Genomic DNA, 25,932 nt, shown 5'->3' with positions numbered 1-25,932 from the left:
ATGTTCCCCGGCCGGGGCGGACCGATAGGTTTCGAAGGAAGCCGCCTGTCACCCAGCGTTCGGGCGGTGTGTCAGACCCCTATCGAAAGGGTGATCCGTTGAGCCGCTCGGTTCTCGTCACCGGAGGAAACCGGGGCATCGGCCTCGCCATCGCCCGCGCGTTCGCCGACGCCGGCGACAAGGTCGCGATCACGTACCGCTCGGGGGAGCCGCCGGCCGCCCTCACGGATCTGGGCTGCCTCGCGGTCAAGTGCGACATCACCGACCCCGAGCAGGTGGAGCAGGCCTACAAGGAGATCGAGGACGCGCACGGCCCCGTCGAGGTCCTCATCGCCAACGCCGGCATCACCAAGGACCAGCTCCTGATGCGCATGTCCGAGGAGGACTTCACCTCGGTCGTCGACACCAACCTCACCGGCACCTTCCGGGTCGTCAAGCGTGCCAACCGCGGCATGCTGCGCGCCAAGAAGGGCCGCGTCGTGCTGATCTCCTCGGTCGTCGGGCTGCTCGGCTCCGCTGGACAGGCGAACTACGCCGCCTCCAAGGCCGCCCTGGTCGGCTTCGCGCGTTCCCTCGCCCGTGAGCTGGGTTCGCGCAACATCACCTTCAACGTCGTCGCGCCCGGCTTCGTCGACACCGACATGACCAAGGTGCTCACCGACGAGCAGCGCGCGGGCATCGTCTCGCAGGTCCCGCTCGGCCGGTACGCGCAGCCGGAGGAGATCGCCGCGACGGTGCGGTTCCTCGCCTCGGACGACGCCTCGTACATCACTGGAGCCGTCATTCCCGTTGACGGCGGACTGGGAATGGGTCACTGATCACCATGAGCGGAATTCTCGAGGGCAAGCGCGTCCTGATCACCGGTGTGCTGATGGAGTCCTCCATCGCCTTCCACACCGCCAAGCTGGCCCAGGAGCAGGGTGCCGAGATCATCCTGACCGCGTTCCCGCGGCCCACGCTGACCGAGCGCATCGCCCGGAAGCTGCCGAAGCCCACCAAGGTCATCGAGCTCGACGTGACCAACGACGAGCACCTCGGCCGCCTCGCGGACATCGTCGGCGAGGAGCTCGGCGGCCTCGACGGCGTCGTGCACTCCATCGGGTTCGCCCCGCAGGACGCCCTCGGCGGCAACTTCCTCAACACGCCGTTCGAGTCGGTCGCCACGGCCATGCACGTCTCGGCGTACTCCCTGAAGTCGCTCACCATGGCGTGCCTGCCGCTGATGCAGAACGGCGGCTCGGTCGTCGGCCTCACCTTCGACGCGCAGTTCGCCTGGCCGCAGTACGACTGGATGGGCCCGGCCAAGGCCGCCCTGGAGGCCACCAGCCGCTACATGGCGCGCGACCTGGGCAAGCAGAACATCCGCTGCAACCTCATCTCGGCGGGCCCGATCGGCTCCATGGCCGCCAAGTCCATCCCGGGCTTCGCCGACCTGGCCTCCGTGTGGGACTCCCGCTCCCCGCTGGAGTGGGACCTCAAGGACCCCGAGCCGGCCGGCCGCGGTGTCGTCGCCCTGCTGAGCGACTGGTTCCCGAAGACCACGGGCGAGATCATCCACGTGGACGGCGGTCTGCACGCCATCGGCGCCTGATCCCCGCCCCGTCCTCGTCGACGCCCCGTCCCCCGCACCCGTGCGGGGGACGGGGCGTCACTCGTTCGGCCCACTCGGCCGGGCGCCGGACGGCCATCACCAGGCACGATGAAGTAAGCGTTCCGCAGGTTTCCCTCCCCAGCACGGCCGAGGAGGTCCCCTTGTGCGCCTGTCTCGCAGCCTGGCCCCAGTGACTGTCGCCGTCTGCCTCGTCCTCGTACTGCCGTACGACGCCCTGCCCCACGCGCGCGTGGCGGCATCGAAACCCACCGCCACGCCGGAGCCGTTCGGCGCGGAGTGCCGTGTCGCAGTCCAGGGCTCCCATGTCGTCGCCCACTGCCACAACCCCTACGCCGACACCGACCGCGTGCGCCTGCACATCGAGTGCGCCCGCTGGTGGGATCTCGACACCGACGGCGCCCCCGTCGACGCCGGGCCCGCCATGACCGTACGGCTGACCGGCCGGTGCTGGAAGGAGGTCGCCACGGCCTGGGTCAGCCACCGGAGGCCGTGAACCGCCCGGGCCGGCACAGGAACGGATAGCTCGCCGCCTCCACGGCCGCCCGCTCCGCGTCCCCGGCCCGGATCGCGTCCACCAGCCGTGCGTGGTCCATGTACGTCTCCGGCGTCAGCTCCTCGCCGACGTCCTCGCGCAGCCAGTCCCGCAGCACCTCGCCGAGGTCCGCGTACATCGCGGTCATGACGTCGTTGTGGGAGGCGGCCACCACGGCCAGGTGGAAGGTCGCGTCCGCAGCGACGAACGCCTCCGCGTCGCCCGACTCCCACGCCTCCTCGCGCCGCAGCAGCAGCGCGTCCAGTTGCTTGAGGTCCTTCTCCGTGCGCCGCTCGGCCGCCAGCCCCGCCGCACCGGACTCCAGCGTGGAGCGCATCTCGGCGATGTGCCGGGGGTCGGCGTCGGCGAAGCGGCGGTGCATCACGCCCGCCAGCTCACTGGTCGCCACGACGTACGTGCCCGAGCCCTGCCGGATGTCCAGCAGACCGTTGTGCGCGAGCGCGCGGACGGCCTCGCGGACCGTGTTGCGGGCGACACCCAGCTGCTCGACCAGCTCGGGTTCCGTCGGGATGCGCGAACCCACCGGCCACTCGCCCGAGGTGATCTGGGCGCGCAGCTCGGCGATGACCTGCTCGGACAGCGCCGAGCGACGGGGATGGCTCAGGGGCATGGCACACCTTCGCACGCGCGGGCCGGGGGAGGGGCACTCGGCCCTGGACAGCCAATCATCCTATGATTCTATGATGGGTGCCATGGCCAGCGGAGAAACCCGGACGACGACATCGGCAGCACCCCGTACCGAAGCACCCCGGACGACCACGCCCCCGGTCCCGCGGACTCCGTCGGCGGACGAGGGGGCGGACGCGTCCACCCGCGCGGCCACGCGCGCGTGGCCGACACGGCTGCTCGTGGTCGGCATCGTGCTGTCCGCCCTCAACCTCCGCCCCGCCATCACCAGCCTCGGCGCCCTGCTCGAAGAGGTCCGCGACGGCCTCGGCATGAGCGGCAGCGTGGCCGGCCTGCTCACCTCGGTGCCCCCGCTCTGCTTCGCCGTCTTCGGCGTCACGGCCCCCCGCCTCGCCCGACGCTTCGGACCGCGCGCGGTGGTCTGCGCCGGCATGGCGGCCATCACCGCGGGCCTGCTCGTGCGGCCGTACGCCGGCGGTACGGCGGGCTTCCTGGCCGCCAGCGCCCTCGCCCTCATGGGCATCGCCGTCAGCAACGTCCTGATGCCGGTCATCGTCAAGCGCTGGTTCCCCGACCGGGTCGGCTCCATGACCGGCCTGTACTCGATGGCCCTCGCGCTCGGCACCTCGGCCGCCGCGGCGGCCACCGTGCCCGTGACCGGGGCGCTGGGCGGCGACTGGCAGTCCGGGCTCGCGGTCTGGGCGGGGCTGGCGGCGGCCGCCGTACTGCCGTGGCTGCCGCTGGTGCGCGCGCGGGAGGCGGCGCCCGAGGCGCAGGCCACCGCGCCCGCGGAGCCACCGGCCGGGCTGCGCGTCACCCGCAGCCGTACCGCCTGGGCGCTCGCCGTCTTCTTCGGACTCCAGGCCACCGCCGCCTACATCACCATGGGCTGGATGGCGCAGATCTTCCGGGACGCGGGTGTGGCCGCGAGCACGGCGGGCCTCCTCCTCGCCGTCACGATGGTGATGGGCGTGCCGCTGGCCTTCGTCATCCCGCGCGTGGCGGCCCGGCTCCCGCACCAGGGCCCGATCGTGCTCACGCTCGGCGTCTGCGGCCTCGCCGGGTACGCCGGCCTCTACCTCGCGCCCGCCGGTGGCGCCTGGGCCTGGGCGCTGCTGCTCGGCGTCTCCAACTGCGCCTTCCCGCTCGCCCTCACCATGGTCGGCATGCGGGCCAGGACCGGCGCGGGCGTGGCGCAGCTGTCGGCCTTCGCCCAGAGCACCGGCTATCTGATCTCGATCCCGGGCCCGCTGCTGGTGGGCGTGCTCTACCAGCACAGCGGAGGCTGGGGGCTGCCCCTCGCGCTGATGGCGGCCCTGATGGTCCCGCAGATGGTCGTGGGCGTCCTGGCCGGGCGGGACCGCACCGTGGAGGACGAGGTGGCCCCGCCGACCCCGCGGCGACCGGCGCGGCCGTGAGGTGCGAGACTGAGCCCATGCCAGTGCTCGATCCGAACCCCCAGAACGGCCAGAAGAAGATGCTGATCGTCTTCGGCTCGTTCCTCCTCATCTTCGTGATCATCGCCGTCATCGCGACGATCGCCTCACCCTGACGGATCCGCCCCGGCCGGCCATGGTGGGGCTAGCCCCCCTGTCCCCTAGGGGGTCAGGGTCAGGGTCAAGTGGGTGGACCACCGGATGGGTTGGGGGCCGCCGGATCCGTACCTTCGAAGAGTGACCGCGCGAGGCGGACCACGGACCACTCGAGGACAGCGGAGGCACCCATGTCGGCCCCTACGCACACCCGGCCCCACCCGGTCGCCACGGGCGGCGGCGTCGGCACCCGGCTGCCCTGGTGGGCCCTCGCCCTCCCGACCCTCGCCTTCGTCACCCTGCTCGCGCTGATACTGAACCCGGCCGACGCCCAGGCGGCCGCCGGCGACCCGGCGATCACACAGCTCCTCGAGCGCGTGCGGCAGCTGCTCGCGCGCTAGCCGTGTCGATCACGCCCCGGGCACACCCTTCACACCCCGGTCCACCGGCGAAGGCCCATGTCAACTCCCTGCGCCCCGTGGCCTGTTTCGTGCGAAGCTGGGAGCCATGAGCGTCGCAGAACCCCGCAGGATCGTCCTCTTCCGGCATGCGAAAGCCGACTGGCCCCAGGTGACCGATCACGAGCGGCCCCTCGCTGAGCGGGGTCGTCAGGACGCCGCACTCGCCGGACGCAGGCTGACCGACACCGGTATCCCCATCGACCTGGCCCTGTGTTCCACCGCGACCCGCACCCGCGAGACATGGAAGCTCGCCGTCCACGAGTTCCCGCACCGGCCGAAAACCGTCTACGAGGAGCGGATCTACGAGGCCTCCCCGGGCGAGCTGATCGCCCTGCTCAACGAGACCTCCGACGACGTCCGCAACATCCTCCTCGTCGGCCACAACCCGGGTATCCAGGGACTCGCCGACATCCTCTCCGGCAACGACGAGGGCGACGCCCGGGAGCGAATGAACCGCCGTGGCTTCCCGGCCGCCGCCTTCGCCGTCGTGTCCTTCGACGGCTCCTGGAAGTCCCTGGAGCCGGGCGTGGGCACCCTGCTCGACTACTGGACCCCGTCGGAGTGACCGCCCACCGGGCGTAGGTCTTCCACCACGCGACAGGCCCGGCGCCACCACGGCGCCGGGCCTGTCGTCGACGTCGGGCCGCTACTCGTCGTGCGTGTCCGCGGCCTCGACCTCTTCGCGGGTGATGCCCAGCAGATACAGCACGGTGTCCAGGAACGGCACGTTCACCGCGGTGTGCGCCGCCTGGCGCACCACGGGCTTGGCGTTGAAGGCGACACCGAGACCGGCCGCGTTGAGCATGTCCAGGTCGTTGGCGCCGTCACCGATCGCCACGGTCTGCGACAGCGGTACGCCCGCCTCCGCGGCGAACCGGCGCAGCAGCCGTGCCTTGCCCGCGCGGTCCACGATCTCCCCGGTGACCCGGCCCGTCAGCTTCCCGTCGACGATCTCCAGCGTGTTGGCCTGGGCGAAGTCGAGCCCGAGCCGCTCCTTCAGGTCGTCGGTGACCTGGGTGAAGCCACCGGAGACGACACCCACCTGGTAGCCGAGCCGCTTCAGCGTCCGGATGAGGGTGCGTGCGCCCGGCGTCAGCCGCACCTCCGCGCGCACCTTCTCGACGACCGACGCGTCCAGCCCCTCCAGCAGCGCCACGCGCGCGTGCAGCGACTGCTCGAAGTCCAGCTCGCCCCGCATCGCCGCCGCCGTCACCTCGGCGACCTCCTCCTCACAGCCGGCGTGGGCGGCGAAGAGCTCGATCACCTCGTCCTGGATGAGCGTGGAGTCGACGTCCATGACGACGAGCCGCTGGGCCCGCCGGTGCAGGCCCGCCGCCACGACGGCGACGTCGACCCCGAGCGCGGCCGCCTCCGTGACCAGGGCGGTGCGCAACGGCTCCGTCTCCACGCCGGAGACCGCGAACTCGACGGCCGTGACGGGATACTTCGCCAGCCGGAAGATACGGTCGATGTTGCCGCCCACCTTGGTGATCCTGGCGGCGACGGCGGCTGTCGCCTCCGCGGTCAGCGGGTGCCCCAGCACGGTGACGAGGGAGCGGCCGAGGCCACGCGGACGGTTGTCACCGATACCGGAGATGATCTCCGCCTGCATCTTCATCGACTCCGCCCAGCTGTGGACGGTCGACCGCAGGTCCCCCTCCAGCCCGCGCGGAGGCTCGGTCACCAGCGCGCACAGCACCATGCGGCCACGGGTGACGACCTGCTCGATGTCGACCACGTCGACGGAGTAGGCGGCGAGGGTGTCGAAGAGGCCGGCCGTGATGCCCGGCCTGTCCTTGCCGAAGATCTTGACAAGGAGGGTGGGGACGTCGGTCGGCGAGGTCTGCTCAGCGCTCATGGTGTACCCACCGTATCCGGCACTGAGTGCCTGCCGCCGCTGAGGTCCGTCTAGCGGACACCGAACAGTGCGTGACGTGCGGATGGCGCGCGCCTGACGCCTCAGCGAGGCCTCCTCGGCCTGTCCGGCGGGGGAGCGGCCGGAGGTGGGGAAGGGGGTGGCGGCGGTCCGTCGTCCGAGGGCGGCGACGACCGTTCCCCGGAACGCGGAGGCGGGGTGGGCCGCCGGGGTGGCCGCCCGACGGGCCGGACCATCGTGGGCGCGTCGTACAGGTCCCCCAGGGGCGGCGGCACGTCCGTCCCCCGCTCCTCCCCGGCACCGGAGGGCTCGGCCGCCGGCCCTCCGTCCGAAGCCCCGCCCTGCCCTGCGGAGCCGGGCCGGGAGCGGGGTGGGGGTGGTGTTGGCCGGCCTTCGCCGGGCTGGGGGCGTGTGGGGCGGGGGCGGCCTTCGCCTGGCCGGGAGCCGCCCGGGGGTGGCGTCGGTCGGCCTGTGCCGGGCTGGAAGTCGGGTGGGGGCGGTGTTGGCCGGCCTTCGTCGAGCTGGGGGCCTGCAGGGCGGGGGCGGCCTTCGCCTGGCCGGGAGCCGCCCGGGGGCGACGCGGGTCGGCCCGTGCCGGGCTCGGAGTCGGGCGGGGGTGGCGTGAGCCGTCCCGCGCGGGGTCGCCGCCCGGCGGGAGGCTGTGCGGGTCGGCGGCTCACGGACCAGGACCCGGCCGGAGGGTCCACGGGCCGGCCCGCGTCGGGCCGGCCGGGCGCGTCCTCCGGTTCCCTCAGGTGCTCCGGCACCCGCAGATACGGATTGGTCGCAGGGTTGGGCGGCCGGTACGGCGTACTCGGCGCGTACGGCCCGGACCGGTCGTCCCCGGACGACGGATGCCCGACTCCCCCGACGGAAGGCCCCGCCGATGTGCGTCCGCCGTCCGGCAAGGACGCATCGCCCGAGCCCTCGCCGGCCCTCCCGGCTGCCGGGCCCCGGCCCTCCCCGTACGGCGGCGGCCCCGCCACCACACCCCGGCCCTCCCCATAGGCCCCCTGCCCCGCAGCCGCAGCCACATCCGAACCGCCGCCGGCACCTCCGGCACCGGCCGCACCGGCACTCCCGCCGGCACCGGCACCCCCGGCACCGGCCGCACCGGCACTCCCGCCGGCACCGGCACCCCCGGCACCGGCCGCACCGGCACCCCCGCCGACCCCCCAAGTCCCCGCCCCCGTCCGCCAGTCGCCTTCGCCCCGCGCCGCGCGTACCCCGCTGTCACCCAGTGCCAACGGCGCCGCCCGGCCGCCCGCCGCCCCGGTCGCGCAGGCCAGCAGCGCGCCGGCGGCGCCCGCCCCCGCGCCCCACGCGGCGCCGAGCAGCACGGCCATACCGAGGTGCCCGTGCAGCTCGATCCCGGCCTCGAACGCGTCGAACCCGAGCACCGACAGGGAGGCGTCCACGGACACGTCCGTCAGTCGGGCGAGCAGCGGCAGCGTCACCGCGGTGACCACCCCCAGCCGCAGCGCGCACCACCCGACGAAGCCGGGGACGGACGGACCCCGCACCCCGCCGACAGGCGTCCGTACGGCCACCAACACCCCCGCCGACAGCGTCATCAAGGCCGCGGCGACCCCCAACAGCCACACCCGGCCGTCGAGTCCGGCGAGCCGTGCCAGCGTCACCGAGTGCTCGCCCGGAACGCCCAGCAAGTCGTCCATCGGATGCGGCAGGAAGTGCGTCGGAAGGCCCGTGGCCCGGCCGTCCCACGGCACGAACAGGCCGATGCCGACGCCCAGCCAGACCCCGTTCGGCGCGCCGAGCAGCGCCGCCCCCGCGATCCGCCTCGGATGGTCGTCGCCGATCGCCGCGTACGCGGCCGCGGCGAACCCGGCCGCGACGGCCACCAGCAGCACGGTGACGACGGCGGACACGGCGGGCCGCACCACCCGGTGCACGGCCCCCCACCCGCGCGGCAGCGGTGTACGGCGCGAGGCCAGCAGGGCGATCAGCAGGACCCCCGCCGACCAGAACAGCCCACCGAGCAGCGTCGGGGCCGTGTCGACGGTGAAACCCACGGCCGCCCGCGCGTCCACCAGGTCCCCGATCCGGTCCGGCAGCAGCCCGTCGATGTCCTTGAGGCCGCCCGGCACGGGGAACCCCGCACCGCCGCCCCCACCGTCCCCGTCGGGCAGGTCGTCGAGGCCCAGTGCCCCACCGTCGATCGTGATGACGTCGTGCCCCGCCCAGGCCAGCCCGCCCAGTGTCGCCACGAACAACGCGACCACCGTGCCCCCGCGCGCGAGGAGTTCGGCGGGCGCGACCACAACTCCCGCCGTACGCAGGGACCGCAGGAAGAACCACGACAGCAGCAGCGCCCCGACCAGGCCCACGCCCAGTGGCGTGATCTCGATGGCGGTGTTCCCTGCCGCGCCCGTGAGGCCGAACGCCGACACGTCGCCCGACGGCGTCACCGAACCACCCGCCCCGAGCGCCACCACCGCCGCCGTCATCGGGCCCAACGAGCCTCCCGCGTCCGCCTCCAGCAGATGCAGCCCGAGCGCCGCGGTCCCCGCCATTCCTATCAACGCCCAGCTCACCGCGGCGATCGCGGACAGCAGCACATCCGCCCACGGCACGCCCCCGCCGTACTCCGCGCTCCCGACGGACCCGACACCCGTGCCGGAACTCATGCAGACCCCCCGATCCGCGGCGCGGAACGGCGAAGATCGCCGCTTCCGTCCCCCCTCGCGTGCGTTTACCACTCTCCGGCCCGGTTTCAACCCCGTCAACGGCAACGGCCGATGAGCTTGTGCCCGGTCTTCACAAGGCCCGACTTTCGGTCAGGGGGCCGCGCCTGAAATAGTTCCCGACGATGTTCGACATCCCTAGACTCCCTGTGATGGGGGTAACTCGGGGGACTACTCAGTGGGGCATGGAGTGCCGGAACTCGTACTGGAATTGAACGGACGCACCTGGACGCTCGATCCGTCCAGGGCCTACACCCTCGGACGCGATCCGCAGGGCGACATCGTCCTCGACGACGCCAGGGTCTCCTGGCGTCACGCCACGGTCAGCTTCAACGGCCGTGGTTGGGTGCTGGAGGACCCCGGCAGCACCAACGGCACGTTCGTGCAGGGTCAGCGGATCCAGCAGGTGGAGGTCGGCCCCGGCTCGGTGGTGCACCTCGGCAACGCGAGCGACGGACCGCGCCTGAGCCTTTCCGCGGCGGCCGCGAAGGCCGGAGCGCCGCAGGCCCAGCCGCAGCAGCAGCCGTACGCCGCGCAGGGGGCGAACCAGGGCTGGGCCCAGCAGGCGCCGCAGCCGCAGGCCGTGCAGGCCGGCTGGCAGCAGCCGCAGCAGGCCGCGGCGCCCATCCCGCAGCAGCAGGGTTCCGGCGTCGGCGCGGGGGCGCCGCCGGTCTACGGCGACCGCAGCCCGACCACGTTCCACCAGTTCTCCCTCGGCCGCGTCATGCGCATCGGCCGTTCCCTGGAGAACGACCTGGTCGTCTCCGACCTCCAGGTCTCCCGTCACCACGCCGAGTTCCACTCGACGCCCGACGGCCGCATGGAGATCCGCGACCTCGGCTCGCACAACGGCACGTACGTCAACGGTCAGCCGATCGCCAAGGGCGGCTCGCAGCTGCTCGGCCCGACCGACGTCGTCGGTGTCGGCCACTCGACGTTCCGGATCGTCGGCGACCGCCTCGAGGAGTTCGTCGACACCGGTGAGGTCTCCTTCTCCGCCCGCCACCTGACCGTCACGGTCGACGGCGGCAAGCAGATCCTGAAGGACGTCTCCTTCGGCGTCCCGGAGAAGTCGCTGATCGCGGTCATCGGCCCGTCCGGCTCCGGCAAGTCCACCCTGCTCAAGGCGCTGACCGGCTACCGGCCCGCCAACCAGGGCGACGTGCTCTACGACAACCGGAACCTCTACAAGCAGTTCGCCGAGCTGCGCCAGCGCATCGGTCTGGTTCCGCAGGACGACATCCTGCACAAGGAGCTGACCGTCAAGAAGGCCCTCAAGTACGCGGCCAAGCTCCGCTTCCCCGCCGACACCACGGCGGTCGAGCGCGAGGCCCGCATCGACGAGGTGCTGCGCGAACTGAAGCTGGACATCCACAAGGAGAAGAAGGTCACCTCCCTCTCCGGCGGCCAGCGCAAGCGTGTCTCGGTGGCCCTGGAGCTGCTCACCAAGCCGTCGCTGATCTTCCTGGACGAGCCGACCTCCGGTCTCGACCCGGGTATGGACCGCGACGTCATGCAGCTGCTGCGCGGCCTCGCCGACGACGGTCGTACGGTCCTCGTCGTCACCCACTCCGTGGCCGAACTCGCCCTGTGCGACAAGCTGCTGGTGATGGCGCCGGGCGGCGCCGTGGCGTACTTCGGCCCGCCGGAGGAGGCGCTGAACTTCTTCGGCTACGACACCTGGGCCGACGTCTTCTCCGCCTTCGAGAACTACCGCGACTACGACTGGGCGGGCCGCTGGAAGGGCTCGCAGCACTACCAGATGTACGCCGCGGACATCGACGCCATCGCGCCGCAGTCCGTACAGGTGCCGCCGATGCAGGCGATGAAGCCGCCGAAGCCGCAGGGCTGGATGTCCCAGTTCGTCACGCTGGTGCGCCGCTACATCTCGGTGATCGTCTCCGACAAGGGCTTCCTCGCCCTGATGGTGATCCTGCCGGCCGTCCTTGGCGCGGTGAGCCTGCTCATCGACCCGGACCGCGGGCTGCTGCCGAACCCGGCCAACCCGCAGACCGGCCGGGTCATCCCGAACGGCACGGCCACCACGGTCCTGCTGATCCTCGCCGTCGGCGCCTGCTTCGCCGGTGCCGCGAACTCCGTCCGTGAGCTGATCAAGGAACGGGTCATCTACGAGCGGGAGCGCGCGACCGGCCTGTCGCGCTCCGCGTACCTGATGTCCAAGGTGTTCGTGCTGGGCATGATCACCGTGCTCCAGGGTCTGCTGGTCGGCGTCATCGGCCTCTCCAGCCGGGAGATCCCCGAAGAGGGCCTGGTCCTCGGCAAGCTGACGCTCCTCGAGATGTCGCTGCCGATCATGGCGCTCGGCTTCACCTCGATGATGTTCGGCCTGATCATCTCCGCGCTGGTGAAGACCGCCGAGAAGACCATGCCCCTGCTGGTCATGTTCGCGATCATCCAGGTCGTCTTCACCGGCTGTCTGTTCGCCCTGAACGGCTCGATCGGGGTCAACCAGTTCTCGTACCTGATGCCCTCGCGCTGGGCGGTCGCCGCCGCGGGCGCCACGCTGGACTTCAACAAGATCAGCCCGCCCGAGGAGGGCGCCGGCAACGACCCGCTGTGGGAGCACACCGTCGGCGCCTGGGCCATGGACATGGCCGCCCTGATCGCCCTCGGTGTGATCTGCGGCTTCTTCGTGGCCCGCTTCCTGCGCCGCCACGAGCCCGAGGTCATGCGGAAGTAGTCGTGTCGCGCACGACGCCGAAGGGCGGCACCCCGACCGGGGTGCCGCCCTTCGGCGTCGGCGGACAGGCTCAGTACGCGCTGTTGACGTTGTCCATGGAGCCGTAGCGGTCGGCCGCGTAGTTGCAGGCGGCGGTGATGTTGGCGACCGGGTCGTAGATGTTCCAGGACGTGCCGGGCACGTGGTAGGCCTTGAAGGTCGGCGGGATGACCTGCAGCAGGCCCTTCGACGGGACGCCGTTGATGGCGTTGATGTCCCAGTCGTTGATGGCGTTCGGGTTGCCCGAGGACTCCCGCATGATGTTGCGGTGGATGCCCGAGTAGGAGCCCGGGATGCCGTGCTTCTTCATGATGTCGAGCGACTCACGGATCCAGCCGTCGAGGTTGTCGGGGTAGGACTTCGCGGCGGCCTTCTTGATCGCGACGCGGTTCGCGGTCCGGCTCGCGGTCTCCTGGGCCGTGCGCTGTGCGGCGGCCTTGCGGGCGGCGGCCTTCTTCGCGGCGGTCGCGGCGGCGGCCTTCTTCTTGGCGGCGGCAGCGGCGGCGTCGGCGGTGGCCTTCTTCTTGGCGACGGCGGCAGCGGCGTCGGCGGCGGCCTTCTTCTTCGCCGCGATGGCCTCGACCTTGAGGGCGGCGCCGGCCATCTGGTCGGTCACGCTGGGCTTGAGGTCCTTCACCTGCTCGGAGCCGTAGGCGACGCGGGACGAGGCGACGGTCTCCGTCGTGGTCGTCTGAGCGTCGGCCGGCACCACGGAGAAGGCGAGGGCGGCAGCACCGAGCGTGGCGACACCGGCGATCGCGATCTTGTGAGTGTTCTTGGGCATGAGTGAAGGACCTCTTCGAATAGCGCGGAGGTCGCTCTCTTTGTCCGTCGGTGGACACGGGTGCTTTCGGCACGAGCGCCGCGGGGGAACCCGCAGCGCTGAGCGACGGGGGTAATTGTTAGCGGGCGCAAAATTCGGAGGCAACGGTGTGACGTACGATCCCGGGTAGTGGATCAGGGAAGGGCAAAACGGGACAGACCACACCGTCTGTCCCGTTCACGCCTGACCCTTTTGACTCCTATGGTCCTTCGTACGTGATGTGCACCCTATGCTCGGGCTCACATCCGACACCCGCCGTTCTCACAGCATGTTGCTGTCGCAATGCTCTGTGTGAGGCTCCTCCGGCAGGACGAGATGCACGTCCCCGAACTCGTGCCACAGGTAGCGTCCGCGCAGCGCCTCGGCGTAGCCCCGGTCGATCGCGGCCCGCCCCGCCACCGCCTCCAGCATCAGCAGATGCGAGGCCTCCGGCTCGTGCAGCCCGGTCAGCAGCCCGTCCACCACCCGCACCCCGCGCCCGGGCGTGACGACGAGGTCCGTCCACCCCTCACACGCGCGGACGACTCCGTCCGGCCCGGCCGCCGACTCCACGGCCCGCACCGCCGTCGTCCCCACCGCGATCACCCTTCCGTCACCCGCCCTGACGGCGTTGATCAAGCGCGCCGACGCCTCCGGCACCGCGAACCGCTCCGGATACGGCGGCTCGTGCACCTCCGCCGAGGCGACCCCGGTGTGCAGCGTGACCGGCGCGAAGCACACCCCCCGGCTCACCAGCTCCGCCACCAGCCGCGCCGTGAAGGGCCGCGCCGCACTCGGCATCTCCGCACTGCCCGACCCGTCGTCCGACGGCAGCGCGAACACCGTCTGGTAGACGGACAACGGCTGCTCCCGCTCCGTATAGGAGTAACGGATGGGCCGCCCGTGCTCCCGCAGCAGCCCCGGTACGGTCCCGCCGGACACCCGCGCCCACCACAGCCGCCCACTGCCCCCGCTCAGCGGCTCCTCGCACACGAGCCGCACACCCCCGGCCAGCCGCACCTCCGTCCCGGCGGGCCCGCCCGCACGCGCACGCGTGGTGCCCCTCCCGTCCGGATCCCGCAGCTCGACGGCCCACCGCCCGTCGTCCCCCCGCGTGGAGAAGTGCGCCACCACACGCGCGTGGCCGATCCACCCGTCCACGGCGGCCGCCAGCGTGGAGGAGGTGTTCACCACCAGCAGGTCCCCGGCCCGCACCAGCCCGGGAAGCTCCCGGAACACGTGATGCGCCACCTGCGTCCCCCGCGACACCAGCAGCCGTACGGAGTCCCGCTCGCGCCCGGGCCCCCGCTGCTCCGCCGGAACGCGCGCCGACAACTCCTCCGGTACCCGCAGGGCCAGTGTCATCGCCGTCCCTCCAGCAGGGCCGGCGCCCCGTACCTCCCGCTCGCCGGCCGTTCGTCCAGCAACCGCAGGAACCCCGGCACCACACCGCCCGGCTCCGGCCGCGTACCGGCGTCGTCCGGTACGGCCGCCGCGTACAGGTCCGTCGCCATGTCCCCGGGGTCCACCGCCCACACCCGCAGTCCCGGCTCCTCCTCGCCGAGCACCGCCGCGAGCTGGTCGAGGGCCGCCTTCGAGGCCCCGTACCCGCCCCAGGTCCCGTACGCCTCGACCGCCGCGTCCGAGCTGACCGTGATCACCGCGCCCGCCCGCGCCCCGCGCAGCAGCGGCAGCGCCTCCTGGACGAGGCCCAACGCGGCCACGACGTTCACCTCCAGCGCCCGCCGCAGCCCGTCCAGCGGCAGCTCCTCCAGCCGGACCAGCGGCTCGGCACCCAGCGCGCTCGCGTTGTTCACCAGCAGGTCGCAGCCGCCGAGCCGCCGGGCCGCCGCCACCAGCGCGGACCGGTGCGCGGGCTCCGTGACGTCCCCCGTGACGGCCTTGACCCGCGTCCCGTGCTCCGCGACCACGGCCGCCGTCTCCTTCAGCACGGCCGCCGTCCTGGCGCCCAGCACCAGATCCCAGCCCCGCGCGGCCAGCGCCTCGGCCAGCGCCCGCCCCAGACCCTTCGACGCTCCCGTGATGATCGCTACCGGCATGCCATCCGTCCCCTCGTCCGACCCGCCTCCACTCGACGGTGACCTCAACCTAGGAACCGGGCCGCCCACCCCGCCTCGGACGCGGGGCGGGGCCGCCGGGTCCCTTCGTCGTACGCCCCCGTGCCCCCGCCGCTCGCCCTACGCCCTGCGCAGGGGACCCCGGCCCTAGGTCCAGGGCCCTACCCCACCGCCGCCACAGGTCCGATCCCGGCTGTCACACCCCGCCGGTACCGTGAGGACATGAGTCAAGGCCCCCGGTCCGGCCTCGCCGCGGTGAGTTCCGCGCTGCTGGCCATGAGCAGGCACCTCGAGGTGCGCGACGTCCTCAAGACGATCGTCGCCTCGGCCCGCGAGCTGCTCGACGCGCAGTACGCCGCGCTCGGCGTCCCGGACGACCACGGAGGGTTCGCCCAGTTCGTCGTCGACGGCGTCGGCGAGGAGCAGTGGAAGGCCATCGGCCCCCTGCCCCGCCAGCACGGCATCCTGGCCGCGATGCTCCACGATGCCAGGCCCGAGCGCCTCGCCGACGTGCGCGAGGACCCGCGCTTCGAGGGCTGGCCCTCCGCCCACCCGGAGATGTCCGACTTCCTGGGCCTGCCCATCCGCGACGGCGACGAGGTCATCGGCGCCCTGTTCCTCGCGAACAAGAACTGCGCGAAGCCCGCGGGCGGCTGCGGCTTCACCGAGGACGACGAGGAACTCCTCGCCATCCTCGCCCAGCACGCCGCGATCGCCCTGACCAACGCCCGCCTCTACGAGCGCAGCCGTGAACTGACCATCGCCGAGGAGCGCTCCCGGCTGGCCCACGAACTGCACGACGCGGTCAGCCAGAAGCTGTTCTCCCTGCGCCTGACCGCGCAGGCCGCCGCCGCCCTCGTCGACCGCGACCCGTCCCGCGCCAAGGGCGAGCTGCAGCAGGTCGCCGCGCTCGCCGCGGAGGCCGCCGACGAACTGCGCGCCGCCGTCGTGGAGTTGCGGCCCGCGGCGCTCGACGAGGACGGACTCGTCGCCACCCTCCGCACCCAGGTACAGGTCCTCGACCGCGCCCACTCCGCGCGCGTGACCTTCACCAGCCACGGCGTGCGCGCCCTCCCGGCCGCCCAGGAGGAGGCCCTGCTGCGCGTCGCCCAGGAGGCCCTGCACAACGCGCTGCGCCACTCCGGCGCGGAGCACGTCGACGTCACCCTGCACAAGCGCGGCCCCGACACCGTGCTGCGCATCACGGACGACGGCAGCGGCTTCGACCCCACGGCGATCCGCAGGGCCGGCCGCCATCTCGGCCTGGTGTCCATGCGGGACCGGGCGAGTGGCGTCGGCGGCAGCCTGACGGTGGAATCGGCGCCCGGCAAGGGCACCACGATCGAGATGGAGGCCCCCGGTGGCTGACCCAATCAAGGTGCTGCTCGTCGACGACCACCAGGTCGTCCGCCGGGGCCTGCGCACCTTCCTGGAGGTACAGGACGACATCGAGGTCGTCGGCGAGGCCTCCGACGGCGCCGAGGGAGTCGCCCGAGCCGAGGAGCTGAAGCCCGACGTCGTCCTGATGGACGTCAAGATGCCCGGCATGGACGGCGTCGAGGCCCTGCGCAGGCTCCGCGAACTCGACCATCCCGCCCGCGTGCTGATCGTCACCAGCTTCACCGAACAGCGCACCGTCGTCCCCGCCCTGCGCGCGGGGGCCGCCGGGTACGTCTACAAGGACGTGGACCCCGACGCCCTGGCCGGGGCCATCCGCTCGGTCCACGCCGGCCACATCCTGCTCCAGCCGGAGGTCGCCGGGGCCCTGCTCTCCCAGGAGGAGGCCAACTCCGGGCAGGGAAGGGGCGGCTCGCTCACCGAACGGGAGCGCGAGGTGCTGGGCCTGATAGCGGACGGCCGCTCCAACCGCGAGATCGCCCGCGCCCTGGTGCTGTCGGAGAAGACCGTGAAGACCCATGTCTCGAACATCCTGATGAAACTCGACCTCGCCGACCGCACCCAGGCCGCCCTGTGGGCCGTACGCCATGGCGTGACCGGCTGAGACGCGCTCCGGCGCACGCCCGGGGGCACGCCGGGACGCCCGTCCGGAGGCGTCCCGGCCGGTCCGAGATTCATACCGTCGTGGGAATGTCCCCCGGATGGCGCATCCTCCGGCGAGCGCCGGCGTTCTCCCGTGTGTGCCGCGGCGACCGCCGCGGCGATCGCCAGAGGGCCAGGAGGGCTCAGCAGTGAAGAACCTGAAGAAGGCGGCGGCCGTGACGATGGTGGCCGGCGGGCTGGTGGCCGCGGGCGCCGGCATGGCCTCCGCCGCCGGCGGCGCCTCGGCCGCAGGCGAGGCCAAGGGCTCGCCGGGCGTCGTCTCGGGCAACCTCGTCCAGGCCCCGGTGCACATCCCGGTCAACGCCGTCGGCAACAGCGCCAACGTCATCGGCGTGCTGAACCCGGCCTTCGGCAACACGGGCCTCAACCACTGACGTCCCTCGCCCCCCGAGGTCCCTTCCGGACCGCAGGGCCCCCGGCCTCCCCCGGCCCCACTCCGGGGGAGGCCGGCCTGCTCGCCGTCCCCAACCCCCGCCCGGCCGTCCCCGAGACCGGCGCCCGCAGTCGGCCGACCCTGCCGTACCGCGGGCAGCCCGACCCCGGGCAGCCGAACCGCCCCGGCGACACGGGCCGCGCGACGGGCCCCGTCAGCGCCGGGCCGCGCACCCCACCCGCCGGCACCGCCCCCGGCCACCGCTCGAACCGACGCTCACCTCACCCCGTCCTCACCGGGCCGCCTCCGTCACCGGACCCCCCGCTCCAACTCCTCCACATACGCGTTGTACGCGGCGACCTGCGCCCGCCGAGCCGTCCGCTCCACCGGCCGCAGCGCCTCCCTGCGCGCCGCCATCTCCGACGCGCTCACCGCGCCCCCGTGCCCGTTCTCCACGGCGAGGGAGATCAACAACCCCACCCGCTGCGCCAGCTCCAGCACCCGCACCGCCCGCGGCGGATACCCCGGGGCCAGCACCTCCCGCCCCCGCTCGGCCCGAGCCCGGTACGCGTCGATCGCCGCCTCCGCCACCGGCCCCGACGCCGCCACGTCCAACCGCGCCAACACCGCCGTGGCCTCCCGCAACGCCTCCGCCAGCTCCCGCTCCGCCTCACCGAGCGACGGCACATCCGCCGGCGGAGCCTCCCGTACCGCGAGGCAGTGCCACACCACCTCGACGTGCACATCACCCTCGGGCCCGGCCTCGTAGACCTCCGGCACCAGCCCCAGGGCCGCCCCGTGGCACACCACCGCCTCCTCCGCCTCCAGCGCCCGCGCGTTGAACTCCGGCGGCCCGCTCAGCCCCAGCGGATGCCCGGGCGCCGGCAGCGCCACCCGCAGCCCCTTCACCCCCAGCGCCCGCAGCCGCCCCAACGCGAGCGTGAGCCCGACGGGCGCCGTCTCACCCGGCACCCCCTCCACCCGGTGCACGGCGTCCTCCCCGACGACGGCGAGCATGGCGTCGTCCGGTGAGGCAAATCCGGCCAACAGGGCATTTCCCCAAGCGGCAAGGCGACCAGAGCGCGGTTCCGAGAGCATGCCCCCAGCCTAAGGAGCGGACCGATGGAACGGCTCACCCGGCCGGTGGCGTAGATTTTCCCGGAGGGCCGCGCCCACCCGCGCGCGGCGGTCCGAGCCACAGGCGTACGCGACGACCGAGTCCGGCCACACTGCAAGGGGAGACAACGCGCTCATGAGCGATGTTCTGGAGCTTCAGGACGTATCCGTGGTCCGCGAGGGCCGGGCTCTGGTGGACCAGGTCTCCTGGTCGGTCAAGGAGGGCGAGCGCTGGGTCATCCTCGGCCCCAACGGAGCCGGCAAGACGACCCTGCTGAACGTCGCGTCCAGCTACCTCTACCCCAGCAAGGGCACCGCCACCATCCTCGGCGAGACCCTCGGCACGCCCGGCACCGACGTCTTCGAGCTGCGCCCCCGCATCGGCATGGCCGGCATCGCCATGGCCGACAAGCTGCCCAAGCGCCAGACCGTCCTGCAGACCGTCCTGACCGCCGCGTACGGCATGACGGCCGGCTGGCAGGAGGAGTACGAGGCCGTCGACGAGCAGCGCGCCCGCGCCTTCCTCGACCGCCTCGGCATGAGCGAGTACCTCGACCGCAGGTTCGGCACCCTCTCCGAGGGCGAGCGCAAGCGCACCCTCATCGCCCGGGCCCTGATGACCGACCCCGAACTGCTGCTCCTCGACGAGCCCGCCGCCGGCCTGGACCTCGGCGGCCGCGAGGACCTCGTACGCCGCCTCGGCCGCCTCGCCCGCGACCCCATCGCCCCGTCGATGATCATGGTGACGCACCACGTCGAGGAGATCGCCCCCGGCTTCACCCACGTCCTCATGATCCGCCAGGGCAAGGTCCTCGCCGCCGGCCCGGTCGAGCTCGAACTCACCTCCCGCAACCTCTCCCACTGCTTCGGCCTGCCCCTCGTCGTGGAACAGGTCGGCGACCGCTGGACCGCCCAGGGCCTGCCGCTGTCCTGACCGCCTTGCCGACCGCCCCCTTTCGCGCCCTGTCGGCGGCAGGACCCACGGTCCTACCATGAACGCGTGAACGACATCGACGCGTACGTGTGGTGGCTCGTCGGCGCGGCAGCGCTCGGAATCCCGCTCGTGGTGACCGCGATGCCGGAGTTCGGCATGCTCGCGGTCGGCGCCGTCGCGGCCGCGGTCGCCGCGGGCTTCGGCCTCGGCACCGTGGCCCAGGTGCTCGTCTTCGTCGCCGTCTCGGTCGCCCTCATCGCCGTCGTACGGCCCATCGCGGCCCGGCACAGCGCGCAGCGACCCCGACTCGCCACCGGTGTCGACGCGTTGAAGGGCAAACAGGCCGTCGTGCTCGAGCGCGTCGACGGCTCCGGCGGACGCATCAAGCTCGCCGGCGAAGTCTGGTCCGCGCGCGCCCTCGACACCGACCGTACCTACGAGGTGGGCCAGGAAGTGGACGTCGTGGACATCGAGGGGGCCACGGCGCTCGTCATCTGACCTTGCACAACTCCCGCACGACGCAAGTGAACCGAACACACCACGCGCCGCACGACGGTCTGTCAGACTCGACCAGCAAGATCTTCAACAAGCCTAAGATCTTCCGAAAGCGCCGAGGCGGAGAAGGGTACGGGGAGCACGATGGAACCGGTCATCATCGTCTTGATCATCCTGGTGGTGTTGGTCTTCATCGCCCTGATCAAGACGATCCAGGTCATCCCGCAGGCGAGCGCCGCCATCGTGGAGCGCTTCGGCCGCTACACGCGCACGCTCAACGCGGGCCTCAACATCGTCGTGCCGTTCATCGACACCATCCGTAACCGCATCGACCTGCGGGAACAGGTCGTGCCGTTCCCGCCGCAGCCGGTGATCACCCAGGACAACCTGGTCGTCAACATCGACACCGTCATCTACTACCAGGTGACCGACGCCCGCGCCGCCACGTACGAAGTCGCCAGCTACATCCAGGCGATCGAGCAGCTCACCGTCACCACACTGCGCAACATCATCGGTGGCATGGACCTGGAGCGGACCCTGACCTCCCGCGAGGAGATCAACGCGGCCCTGCGCGGCGTCCTCGACGAGGCCACCGGCAAGTGGGGCATCCGCGTCAACCGCGTCGAGCTCAAGGCGATCGAGCCGCCGACCTCCATCCAGGACTCGATGGAGAAGCAGATGCGCGCCGACCGTGACAAGCGCGCCGCCATCCTCACCGCCGAAGGCACGCGCCAGGCCGCCATCCTCACCGCCGAGGGTGAGAAGCAGTCCGCCATCCTCAAGGCCGAGGGCGAGGCCAAGGCAGCCGCGTTGCGTGCCGAGGGCGAGGCCCAGGCGGTCCGTACGGTCTTCGAGGCGATCCACGCCGGCGACCCGGACCAGAAGCTCCTGTCCTACCAGTACCTGCAGATGCTCCCGAAGATCGCCGAGGGCGACGCCAACAAGCTCTGGATCGTCCCCAGCGAGATCGGCGACGCCCTCAAGGGGCTCTCCGGCGCCATGGGCAACTTCGGCTCCCTGGGCGGCGGTTCGAACGGCGGCGGCTCCGAAAGGACGACGGAACGCCGGGAGAAGCCGTCGATCGACTGACGGCAGCTGGAAAAAACCGTTCCCCGCACCCACTTGAGGGGATGCGGGGAACCGGGTGACCCGCCACGTACGGCCCGAGCCGAACGGACGACGAAGACCCCCAGGGCGAACCGCTAAGCCGCGTCCACGGACAACCACTGAGGCAGCGCGGCCAAGTCCTCCTGGCCCAGCGCCAGCAACATCGCGTCCTGGGGGGTCGGTTCGAAAGGCTGCCTCAGCAGAGGCATCCCCGCCTGCTCCGGAGTCCGGTCCGCCTTGCGGTGGTTGTCCTCCGCGCACGAGGCGACCGTGTTGAGCCAGGAGTCCTGACCACCCTGAGCCCGAGGCACCACGTGGTCCACCGTGGTCGCCCGCCGGCCGCAGTAAGCGCACCGGTGGCGGTCCCTGATCAGCACACCCCGCCTCGACCACGGTGCTTGTCTTCGGAACGGCACCCGTACGTACCTGCACAGCCTGATCACCCGGGGCGCCGGTATGTCGACGGCGGCCCCGCGCATCCGCAGTTCGGGGTGGGCCTGCTCGACGACGGCCTTGTCCTGAAGCACCAGAACGACGGCTCGGTTCAACGTCACCGTCGACAGCGGCTCGAAGCTTGCGTTCAGTACCAGCGTGTCCCGCATACCAGCCCACCTCCCGTGTGCACCGGCCCACCCCGTGGCGGGCTGGGACCAACTCTGGCCGGGCACGCCGAGATGGACAACGCAATATCTGCTGCTCCACGGGGGGTGACCCCCGCGACCCCCGGCAACAAAAATGCCCGCCCCTGATCACTTCCAAGACCAGGGACGGGCAAACGTTGAATGAACGATGAGCTTACTCGGGCCGCCGTCTCAGCTCTGCGCGGGGTTCTCGTACTCACCGATCAGCTGGGCCCGCGCGATCGTGTGGAACCGCAAATTGAAACCGACGACCGCCGGCGAGGCGTCGGAATCCGGGCCGAGCTTCTCCTGGTCCACCGCGTACACCGTGAAGACGTACCGGTGCGGTCCGTCCCCGGGCGGCGGCGCCGCCCCGCCGAAGTCCTTGGTGCCGTAGTCGTTGCGGGCGTGAACAGCACCCTCCGGCAACTTCTCGAACCTGCCACTGCCCGCACCCACCGGCAACTCGGTCACCGAGGCCGGGATGTCGAACAGCACCCAGTGCCAGAACCCGCTGCCGGTCGGCGCGTCCGGGTCGTAGCAGGTCACGGCGAAGCTCTTGGTCTCCGGCGGGAAACCCTCCCACCGCAGCTGCGGCGAGGTGTTCCCCTCGGAGTGCACCTGAGCGCTCTTGAGCGTCGCGCCCTCCCGCACGTCCTCGCTCGTGACCGTGAACGACGGCACCGGCGGATGGAAGTCGTGGGGCAGCGGCCGCCTCTTCAGCTCGGTCACCTCGATACCTCCTGATCGATCGGAAACGGATTCCACCTGCGAGCCTACGGCTTTCACACCGTCACATACCGTTCCCCCATGCCTCACCAGCGATCAGTGTCACGCCCTGCCCGCCGAAGAACCCTGGCCACTGTTCTGCTCTCGATGGCCGCCACGCTCGTCACCGCCCCGCCCGCCGACGCGAGCGGCACCCGCATCTCCGACGACCGGCTCACCGGAACCCAGCAGACCCTCTTCCGCTCCGGCACCGGCGGCTACGGCTGCTTCCGCATCCCCTCCCTCGTGCGCACCAAGGCGGGCACCCTCCTCGCCTTCGCCGAAGGCAGGTCCTCCCCGTCCCGCGCCGACCGCGGCCCCATCGACCTCGTCGTACGCCGCTCCACCAACGACGGCCGCACCTGAGCCCGATCCGCACCGTCCTGTCCGGCAGCCCCACCGACCGAGGCGCCGTACACCCGCGACAACGCCACCCCGTCGCCGACCAGCAGACCGGAGACGTCTCCCTCGTCTCCACCGGCGAACCGGCCACCCGCGGCACCCGCCCGCCGTACGTCCAGAAGAGCACCGACGACGGCCTCACCTTCGGCGCATCCCGCGCCCTCACCCGCCTCAGCGGCAGGACCACCGGCTCGTTCGCCACCGGCCCCGCCCACGGCATCCAGCTCAGGAACGGCCCCTACGCCGGCCGCCTGGTCGTCGGCGCGTACGAGAGCCCTGGCTTCGGTCCTCGCCCTGCGCCGAAGGATCCGGCAGCCGCATCAGCCTCACCCTCCAGGCCCCGGACGGCTCGGCGGCCCACCGCGACGGCGCCTGGCACCACCTGACCCTCGTCCGCGTCGGCGACCAGGTCCGCCTCGCTGTCGACGGCACCACCGTCACCCGCACCGGCCCCACCGGCTCGCTCACCTCACCCCGCGCCTCCGGAGTCGACGGCATCCGCCTCGGCGCCAAACCCGCCGACGGCAGTGACACCTTCACCGGCTCCCTCGACGGCCTGGGTCTACGGCATGGGCGCCGCCGAACGCCAGCTCTGGCTGCGGGCCGAACCCGGCTCCCGCCGCCTCGCCGCCCTCGTCCAGACCGAGAGCGCCGCCGCCCCACCGCCTACGCCCCCGACACCCCCTTCCGCACCGGCGCCCAGTGGCACCACGTCGTCCTCCAACGCGAGGGCACCCGCCTCACCCTGTCCATCGACGGCGTGAGCGGCACCCCCGGCACCGTCCCGGCGGGCTCCCTCACTACGGCGACACCTTCGACGTGACCGGCATCCACCTCGGCGTCCGCCCCGACGGCGCCGCCTCGACCCGCCTCACCGGCTCCCTCGACGAGTTCCGCCAGATCCGCCGCACCCTGACCGCGGACGAGATCACGACGCTGCGCGAGACGAACACCGCTCCCACAGACGGGGGCACGGTCGTCCACCTCCCCTTCGAGAAGGTCACCGCGCAGGGCTACGCCCGCATGTGAGGCCGGACGGGGAAGGCCCGGAGCACCGCACGGCGCTCCGGGCCTTCCCCGTCTCCACAACCCTGTGCCTAGAACCAGTTGCGCTTGCTGCCGACCTCGGACAGCCACTGGTTGAGGTACACCGTCCAGTCCGTCCCCTGGTAGTCGTTCAGCCCCACCTGGAAAGACCGGAAGGTGTCGCTGCTCTCGCTGAACAGCCCCGGCTTCTTGTCCATCTCCAGCACGACGTCCATCGCCTGCGCGTCGGCCACGAAGCTCAGCTCCACCTGGTTCAGCCCCCGGTACTGGGCCGGCGGGAAGAACTCGATCTCCTGGTAGAACGGCAGCTTCTGGCGCGTACCCCGGATGTGACCGCGCTCGAGGTCCGCGTTCTTGAAACGGAAGCCCAGCTGGATGAAGGCATCCAGGATCGCCTTCTGCGCCGGCAGCGGGTGCACGTTCACCGGGTCCAGGTCACCGGAGTCCACGGCCCGCGCGATCTCCAGCTCGGTGGTCACACCGATGTTCATGCCGCGCAGCGGCTGCCCGTCGATCATCGTGACCGGGGTCTCCCACGGGATCTCCAGCCCGAACGGCACGGCGTGCACCGCGTTCGCCTGCAGCTCGAAGGCCCCGCCGAGACGCTGCTTGGTGAACTCGATGTCCTGCTTGTACTCCTGGTCGCCGTTCTCGACCTCGACCTTGGCCTGCAGCCCGACCGACAGCCCCTCGATCTGCTGGTTGACGGACCCGCCCTGGATCCGCACCTCACCCTGCACGACGCCGCCCGGGACGACGTTGACCTCCGTCAGCACCGTCTCGACCGAAGCCCCACCGGCTCCGAGACTCGCGAGCAGCTTCTTGAACGCCATGACTCTCCCTCTACGACCTCTACGACGGGTTCCTTGATCCCTACAAACGCGATCCGGCACTGGCCGGTTCCGAGTCACACCCTGGCAACCCGAGTGCCCGCCGACCACCCCGACGCACCCAGCCGTCTGCACTACGCTCGGAGGGCATGATCGCGACTGCCGACCGTACGCCCCTTCCCCGGTCCTTCTTCGACCGCCCCGTCCTGGAAGTGGCCCCCGACCTTCTCGGCCGCCTCCTCGTCCGCACCACCCCGGACGGTCCGATCACCCTCCGCCTCACCGAGGTCGAGGCCTACGACGGCCCGAACGACCCGGGCTCCCACGCCTACCGAGGCCGCACGGCCCGCAACAGCGTGATGTTCGGTCCCCCCGGACACGTGTACGTCTACTTCACCTACGGCATGTGGCACTGCATGAACCTCGTCTGCGGCCCCGACGGCAGCGCGAGCGCCGTCCTCCTCCGCGCCGGCGAGATCGTCGAGGGCGCCGAACTGGCCCGCGCCCGTCGACTCTCGGCCCGCAACGACAAGGAACTGGCCAAAGGCCCCGCCCGCCTGGCAACGGCCCTCGACGTGGACCGAGCCCTCGACGGCACGGACGCCTGCACCCCGGCAGACACCCCCCTCCGCATCCTCAAGGGCACCCCCGTACCAGCCGACCAGGTACGCAACGGACCCCGCACGGGAGTCTCCGGCGACGGCGCCGTCCACCCGTGGCGCTACTGGGTCGCCAACGACCCGACGGTGAGCCCCTATCGGGCCCATGTCCCGCGGCGCCGACGAAGTTGACTCGCTCAGGGCCGGGGCGTAACGTAGCCCGAGCCGCTTGAACCGGGTACGGCGATCGCCTGCAGCCGGAAGCGGCCAACCCACTACCTACGACGCCCCTCAGCGGGGTCGAATTCGGTATGTCCGCATGCCCGAATTCGAACTCGGCGGAGCTCGATTATGAGCTGGCGAGGGAATCGGCTAACGTAGTGAATGTCGAAAGGCCGACAGGCGAAAGCCGAAAGCCCGAGGCAAAACCCGCCGACAGGGAATCGGATCGAGAAAAGATCTGATAGAGTCGGAAACGCAAGACCGAAGGGAAGCGCCTGGAGGAAAGCCGCGAGAGAGTCTCTCGGGTGAGTACAAAGGAAGCGTCCGTTCCTTGAGAACTCAACAGCGTGCCAAAAGTCAACGCCAGATATG

At 71.8% G+C, this 25,932-nt stretch carries 27 protein-coding genes and 1 pseudogene; 18 read left to right on the top strand and 10 right to left on the bottom strand.

The annotated features are described in order from the left end of the window. Positions 1 to 98: 98 nt before the first annotated feature. The 3 genes from fabG to ACIBBD_RS21475 all read left to right on the top strand — a co-directional run bounded on the left by fabG (position 99) and on the right by ACIBBD_RS21475 (position 2,105). Positions 99 to 818 (top strand): 3-oxoacyl-[acyl-carrier-protein] reductase, encoded by a 720-nt coding sequence (fabG, locus tag ACIBBD_RS21485; protein WP_399421065.1) that lies wholly within the window; start codon positions 99 to 101, stop codon positions 816 to 818. A gap of 5 nt (positions 819 to 823) precedes the next feature. Further along, a complete protein-coding gene (gene fabI / locus ACIBBD_RS21480) occupies positions 824 to 1,591 on the top strand; it encodes an enoyl-ACP reductase FabI (protein WP_399421063.1) in 768 nt (255 codons plus the stop codon). A 163-nt stretch (positions 1,592 to 1,754) separates the two neighbouring features. After that, entirely contained in the window at positions 1,755 to 2,105 is a 351-nt protein-coding gene (locus tag ACIBBD_RS21475; protein WP_399421062.1) for a hypothetical protein, read from the top strand. Here ACIBBD_RS21475 and ACIBBD_RS21470 read toward each other — a convergent pair. Beyond that, complete coding sequence (locus ACIBBD_RS21470; protein ID WP_399421061.1) at positions 2,086 to 2,775, bottom strand: FadR/GntR family transcriptional regulator; 690 nt, start codon at positions 2,773 to 2,775, stop codon at positions 2,086 to 2,088. The two genes, ACIBBD_RS21475 and ACIBBD_RS21470, sit on opposite strands and share 20 nt — an antisense overlap. A gap of 70 nt (positions 2,776 to 2,845) precedes the next feature. Between ACIBBD_RS21470 and ACIBBD_RS21465 the strand changes: the two genes are divergently transcribed. From ACIBBD_RS21465 to ACIBBD_RS21450, 4 genes are all read left to right on the top strand, one after another. Continuing rightward, positions 2,846 to 4,210 carry a CynX/NimT family MFS transporter gene (locus tag ACIBBD_RS21465; RefSeq protein ID WP_399421060.1) on the top strand — a complete coding sequence of 455 codons (1,365 nt, stop codon included), beginning with the start codon at positions 2,846 to 2,848 and terminating at the stop codon, positions 4,208 to 4,210. Positions 4,211 to 4,227: 17 nt separating this feature from the next. Continuing rightward, entirely contained in the window at positions 4,228 to 4,344 is a 117-nt protein-coding gene (locus ACIBBD_RS21460) for an SGM_5486 family transporter-associated protein (protein WP_399421059.1), read from the top strand. A gap of 171 nt (positions 4,345 to 4,515) precedes the next feature. Next, complete coding sequence (locus ACIBBD_RS21455) at positions 4,516 to 4,725, top strand: hypothetical protein (protein ID WP_399421058.1); 210 nt, start codon at positions 4,516 to 4,518, stop codon at positions 4,723 to 4,725. 106 nt (positions 4,726 to 4,831) lie between these two features. Then, positions 4,832 to 5,350: a SixA phosphatase family protein gene (locus ACIBBD_RS21450; RefSeq protein WP_399421057.1), complete on the top strand. Its 519-nt coding sequence runs from the start codon at positions 4,832 to 4,834 to the stop codon at positions 5,348 to 5,350. A gap of 81 nt (positions 5,351 to 5,431) precedes the next feature. On the opposite strand, the gene serB is transcribed toward ACIBBD_RS21450, so the two are convergent. Both serB and ACIBBD_RS21440 read right to left on the bottom strand, forming a co-directional pair. Beyond that, complete coding sequence (gene serB / locus ACIBBD_RS21445; protein ID WP_391643732.1) at positions 5,432 to 6,643, bottom strand: phosphoserine phosphatase SerB; 1,212 nt, start codon at positions 6,641 to 6,643, stop codon at positions 5,432 to 5,434. Positions 6,644 to 7,407: 764 nt separating this feature from the next. Beyond that, positions 7,408 to 9,309 (bottom strand): annotated as a pseudogene (locus tag ACIBBD_RS21440) (streptophobe family protein); the annotation flags it as partial. Between the two features lie 247 nt (positions 9,310 to 9,556). Between ACIBBD_RS21440 and ACIBBD_RS21435 the strand changes: the two are divergent. Continuing rightward, a complete protein-coding gene (locus tag ACIBBD_RS21435) occupies positions 9,557 to 12,067 on the top strand; it encodes an FHA domain-containing protein (RefSeq protein WP_399421056.1) in 2,511 nt (836 codons plus the stop codon). Between the two features lie 70 nt (positions 12,068 to 12,137). On the opposite strand, the gene ACIBBD_RS21430 is transcribed toward ACIBBD_RS21435, so the two are convergent. From ACIBBD_RS21430 to ACIBBD_RS21420, 3 genes are all read right to left on the bottom strand, one after another. Beyond that, entirely contained in the window at positions 12,138 to 12,890 is a 753-nt protein-coding gene (locus ACIBBD_RS21430) for a transglycosylase SLT domain-containing protein (RefSeq protein WP_399421055.1), read from the bottom strand. A gap of 300 nt (positions 12,891 to 13,190) precedes the next feature. Beyond that, positions 13,191 to 14,273 carry an S-adenosylmethionine:tRNA ribosyltransferase-isomerase gene (locus ACIBBD_RS21425; protein WP_399421054.1) on the bottom strand — a complete coding sequence of 361 codons (1,083 nt, stop codon included), beginning with the start codon at positions 14,271 to 14,273 and terminating at the stop codon, positions 13,191 to 13,193. Further along, on the bottom strand, positions 14,270 to 14,968 hold the full coding sequence (locus ACIBBD_RS21420; protein WP_399421052.1) for an SDR family NAD(P)-dependent oxidoreductase: 699 nt from the start codon (positions 14,966 to 14,968) through the stop codon (positions 14,270 to 14,272). Before ACIBBD_RS21420 ends, ACIBBD_RS21425 begins: the two co-directional genes overlap by 4 nt. A 240-nt stretch (positions 14,969 to 15,208) precedes the next feature. Here ACIBBD_RS21420 and ACIBBD_RS21415 point away from each other — a divergent pair, with 240 nt between their 5' ends. The 3 genes from ACIBBD_RS21415 to chpE all read left to right on the top strand — a co-directional run bounded on the left by ACIBBD_RS21415 (position 15,209) and on the right by chpE (position 17,421). Next, positions 15,209 to 16,354: a GAF domain-containing sensor histidine kinase gene (locus ACIBBD_RS21415; RefSeq protein ID WP_399421051.1), complete on the top strand. Its 1,146-nt coding sequence runs from the start codon at positions 15,209 to 15,211 to the stop codon at positions 16,352 to 16,354. After that, positions 16,347 to 16,988 (top strand): response regulator, encoded by a 642-nt coding sequence (locus ACIBBD_RS21410; RefSeq protein ID WP_399421050.1) that lies wholly within the window; start codon positions 16,347 to 16,349, stop codon positions 16,986 to 16,988. The genes ACIBBD_RS21415 and ACIBBD_RS21410 overlap by 8 nt, the downstream gene beginning before the upstream one ends. A gap of 187 nt (positions 16,989 to 17,175) precedes the next feature. Next, positions 17,176 to 17,421: a chaplin ChpE gene (chpE, locus tag ACIBBD_RS21405; RefSeq protein WP_399421049.1), complete on the top strand. Its 246-nt coding sequence runs from the start codon at positions 17,176 to 17,178 to the stop codon at positions 17,419 to 17,421. Between the two features lie 308 nt (positions 17,422 to 17,729). Here chpE and ACIBBD_RS21400 read toward each other — a convergent pair whose 3' ends face one another. After that, positions 17,730 to 18,518 (bottom strand): hypothetical protein, encoded by a 789-nt coding sequence (locus tag ACIBBD_RS21400; protein WP_399421048.1) that lies wholly within the window; start codon positions 18,516 to 18,518, stop codon positions 17,730 to 17,732. A 154-nt stretch (positions 18,519 to 18,672) separates the two neighbouring features. Here ACIBBD_RS21400 and ACIBBD_RS21395 point away from each other — a divergent pair, with 154 nt between their 5' ends. The 3 genes from ACIBBD_RS21395 (at position 18,673) to ACIBBD_RS21385 (ending at position 21,054) form a co-directional block, all read left to right on the top strand. Continuing rightward, positions 18,673 to 19,470, top strand: coding sequence for an ABC transporter ATP-binding protein (locus ACIBBD_RS21395; protein ID WP_399421047.1), 798 nt, complete (start codon positions 18,673 to 18,675; stop codon positions 19,468 to 19,470). A 66-nt stretch (positions 19,471 to 19,536) separates the two neighbouring features. Beyond that, positions 19,537 to 19,968: an NfeD family protein gene (locus ACIBBD_RS21390; protein WP_399421046.1), complete on the top strand. Its 432-nt coding sequence runs from the start codon at positions 19,537 to 19,539 to the stop codon at positions 19,966 to 19,968. A gap of 141 nt (positions 19,969 to 20,109) precedes the next feature. Then, positions 20,110 to 21,054 (top strand): SPFH domain-containing protein, encoded by a 945-nt coding sequence (locus tag ACIBBD_RS21385; RefSeq protein WP_399421045.1) that lies wholly within the window; start codon positions 20,110 to 20,112, stop codon positions 21,052 to 21,054. Positions 21,055 to 21,167: 113 nt separating this feature from the next. On the opposite strand, the gene ACIBBD_RS21380 is transcribed toward ACIBBD_RS21385, so the two are convergent. Then, positions 21,168 to 21,674, bottom strand: coding sequence for an HNH endonuclease (locus ACIBBD_RS21380; RefSeq protein WP_399421044.1), 507 nt, complete (start codon positions 21,672 to 21,674; stop codon positions 21,168 to 21,170). Between the two features lie 210 nt (positions 21,675 to 21,884). Next, positions 21,885 to 22,424, bottom strand: a complete 540-nt coding sequence (locus ACIBBD_RS21375; protein WP_399421043.1) for a YbhB/YbcL family Raf kinase inhibitor-like protein — start codon at positions 22,422 to 22,424, stop codon at positions 21,885 to 21,887. A 144-nt stretch (positions 22,425 to 22,568) separates the two neighbouring features. Here ACIBBD_RS21375 and ACIBBD_RS21370 point away from each other — a divergent pair, with 144 nt between their 5' ends. From ACIBBD_RS21370 to ACIBBD_RS21360, 3 genes are all read left to right on the top strand, one after another. Then, positions 22,569 to 22,826, top strand: coding sequence for a hypothetical protein (locus ACIBBD_RS21370; RefSeq protein WP_399421042.1), 258 nt, complete (start codon positions 22,569 to 22,571; stop codon positions 22,824 to 22,826). A 187-nt stretch (positions 22,827 to 23,013) separates the two neighbouring features. Next, the gene (locus tag ACIBBD_RS21365; protein WP_399421305.1) at positions 23,014 to 23,685 is read left to right on the top strand and encodes a LamG-like jellyroll fold domain-containing protein; all 672 of its coding nucleotides are present in this window, start codon (positions 23,014 to 23,016) and stop codon (positions 23,683 to 23,685) included. After that, the gene (locus ACIBBD_RS21360; protein WP_399421041.1) at positions 23,682 to 23,891 is read left to right on the top strand and encodes a hypothetical protein; all 210 of its coding nucleotides are present in this window, start codon (positions 23,682 to 23,684) and stop codon (positions 23,889 to 23,891) included. The genes ACIBBD_RS21365 and ACIBBD_RS21360 overlap by 4 nt, the downstream gene beginning before the upstream one ends. A 68-nt stretch (positions 23,892 to 23,959) precedes the next feature. Here the strand turns inward: ACIBBD_RS21360 and ACIBBD_RS21355 are convergent, their stop codons facing one another. Beyond that, the gene (locus ACIBBD_RS21355) at positions 23,960 to 24,742 is read right to left on the bottom strand and encodes a sporulation protein (RefSeq protein ID WP_399421040.1); all 783 of its coding nucleotides are present in this window, start codon (positions 24,740 to 24,742) and stop codon (positions 23,960 to 23,962) included. A gap of 146 nt (positions 24,743 to 24,888) precedes the next feature. Between ACIBBD_RS21355 and ACIBBD_RS21350 the strand changes: the two genes are divergently transcribed. Next, positions 24,889 to 25,530, top strand: coding sequence for a DNA-3-methyladenine glycosylase (locus ACIBBD_RS21350; RefSeq protein ID WP_399421039.1), 642 nt, complete (start codon positions 24,889 to 24,891; stop codon positions 25,528 to 25,530). Positions 25,531 to 25,932: the final 402 nt, after the last annotated feature.

Origin of the sequence: Streptomyces sp. NPDC051315 (assembly GCF_044455165.1) — a bacterium.
Taxonomy (GTDB): Bacteria; Actinomycetota; Actinomycetes; order Streptomycetales; family Streptomycetaceae; genus Streptomyces.
Note: the sequence above shows the minus strand (reverse complement) of the source record. Positions and strands in the feature narration are given on the sequence as shown.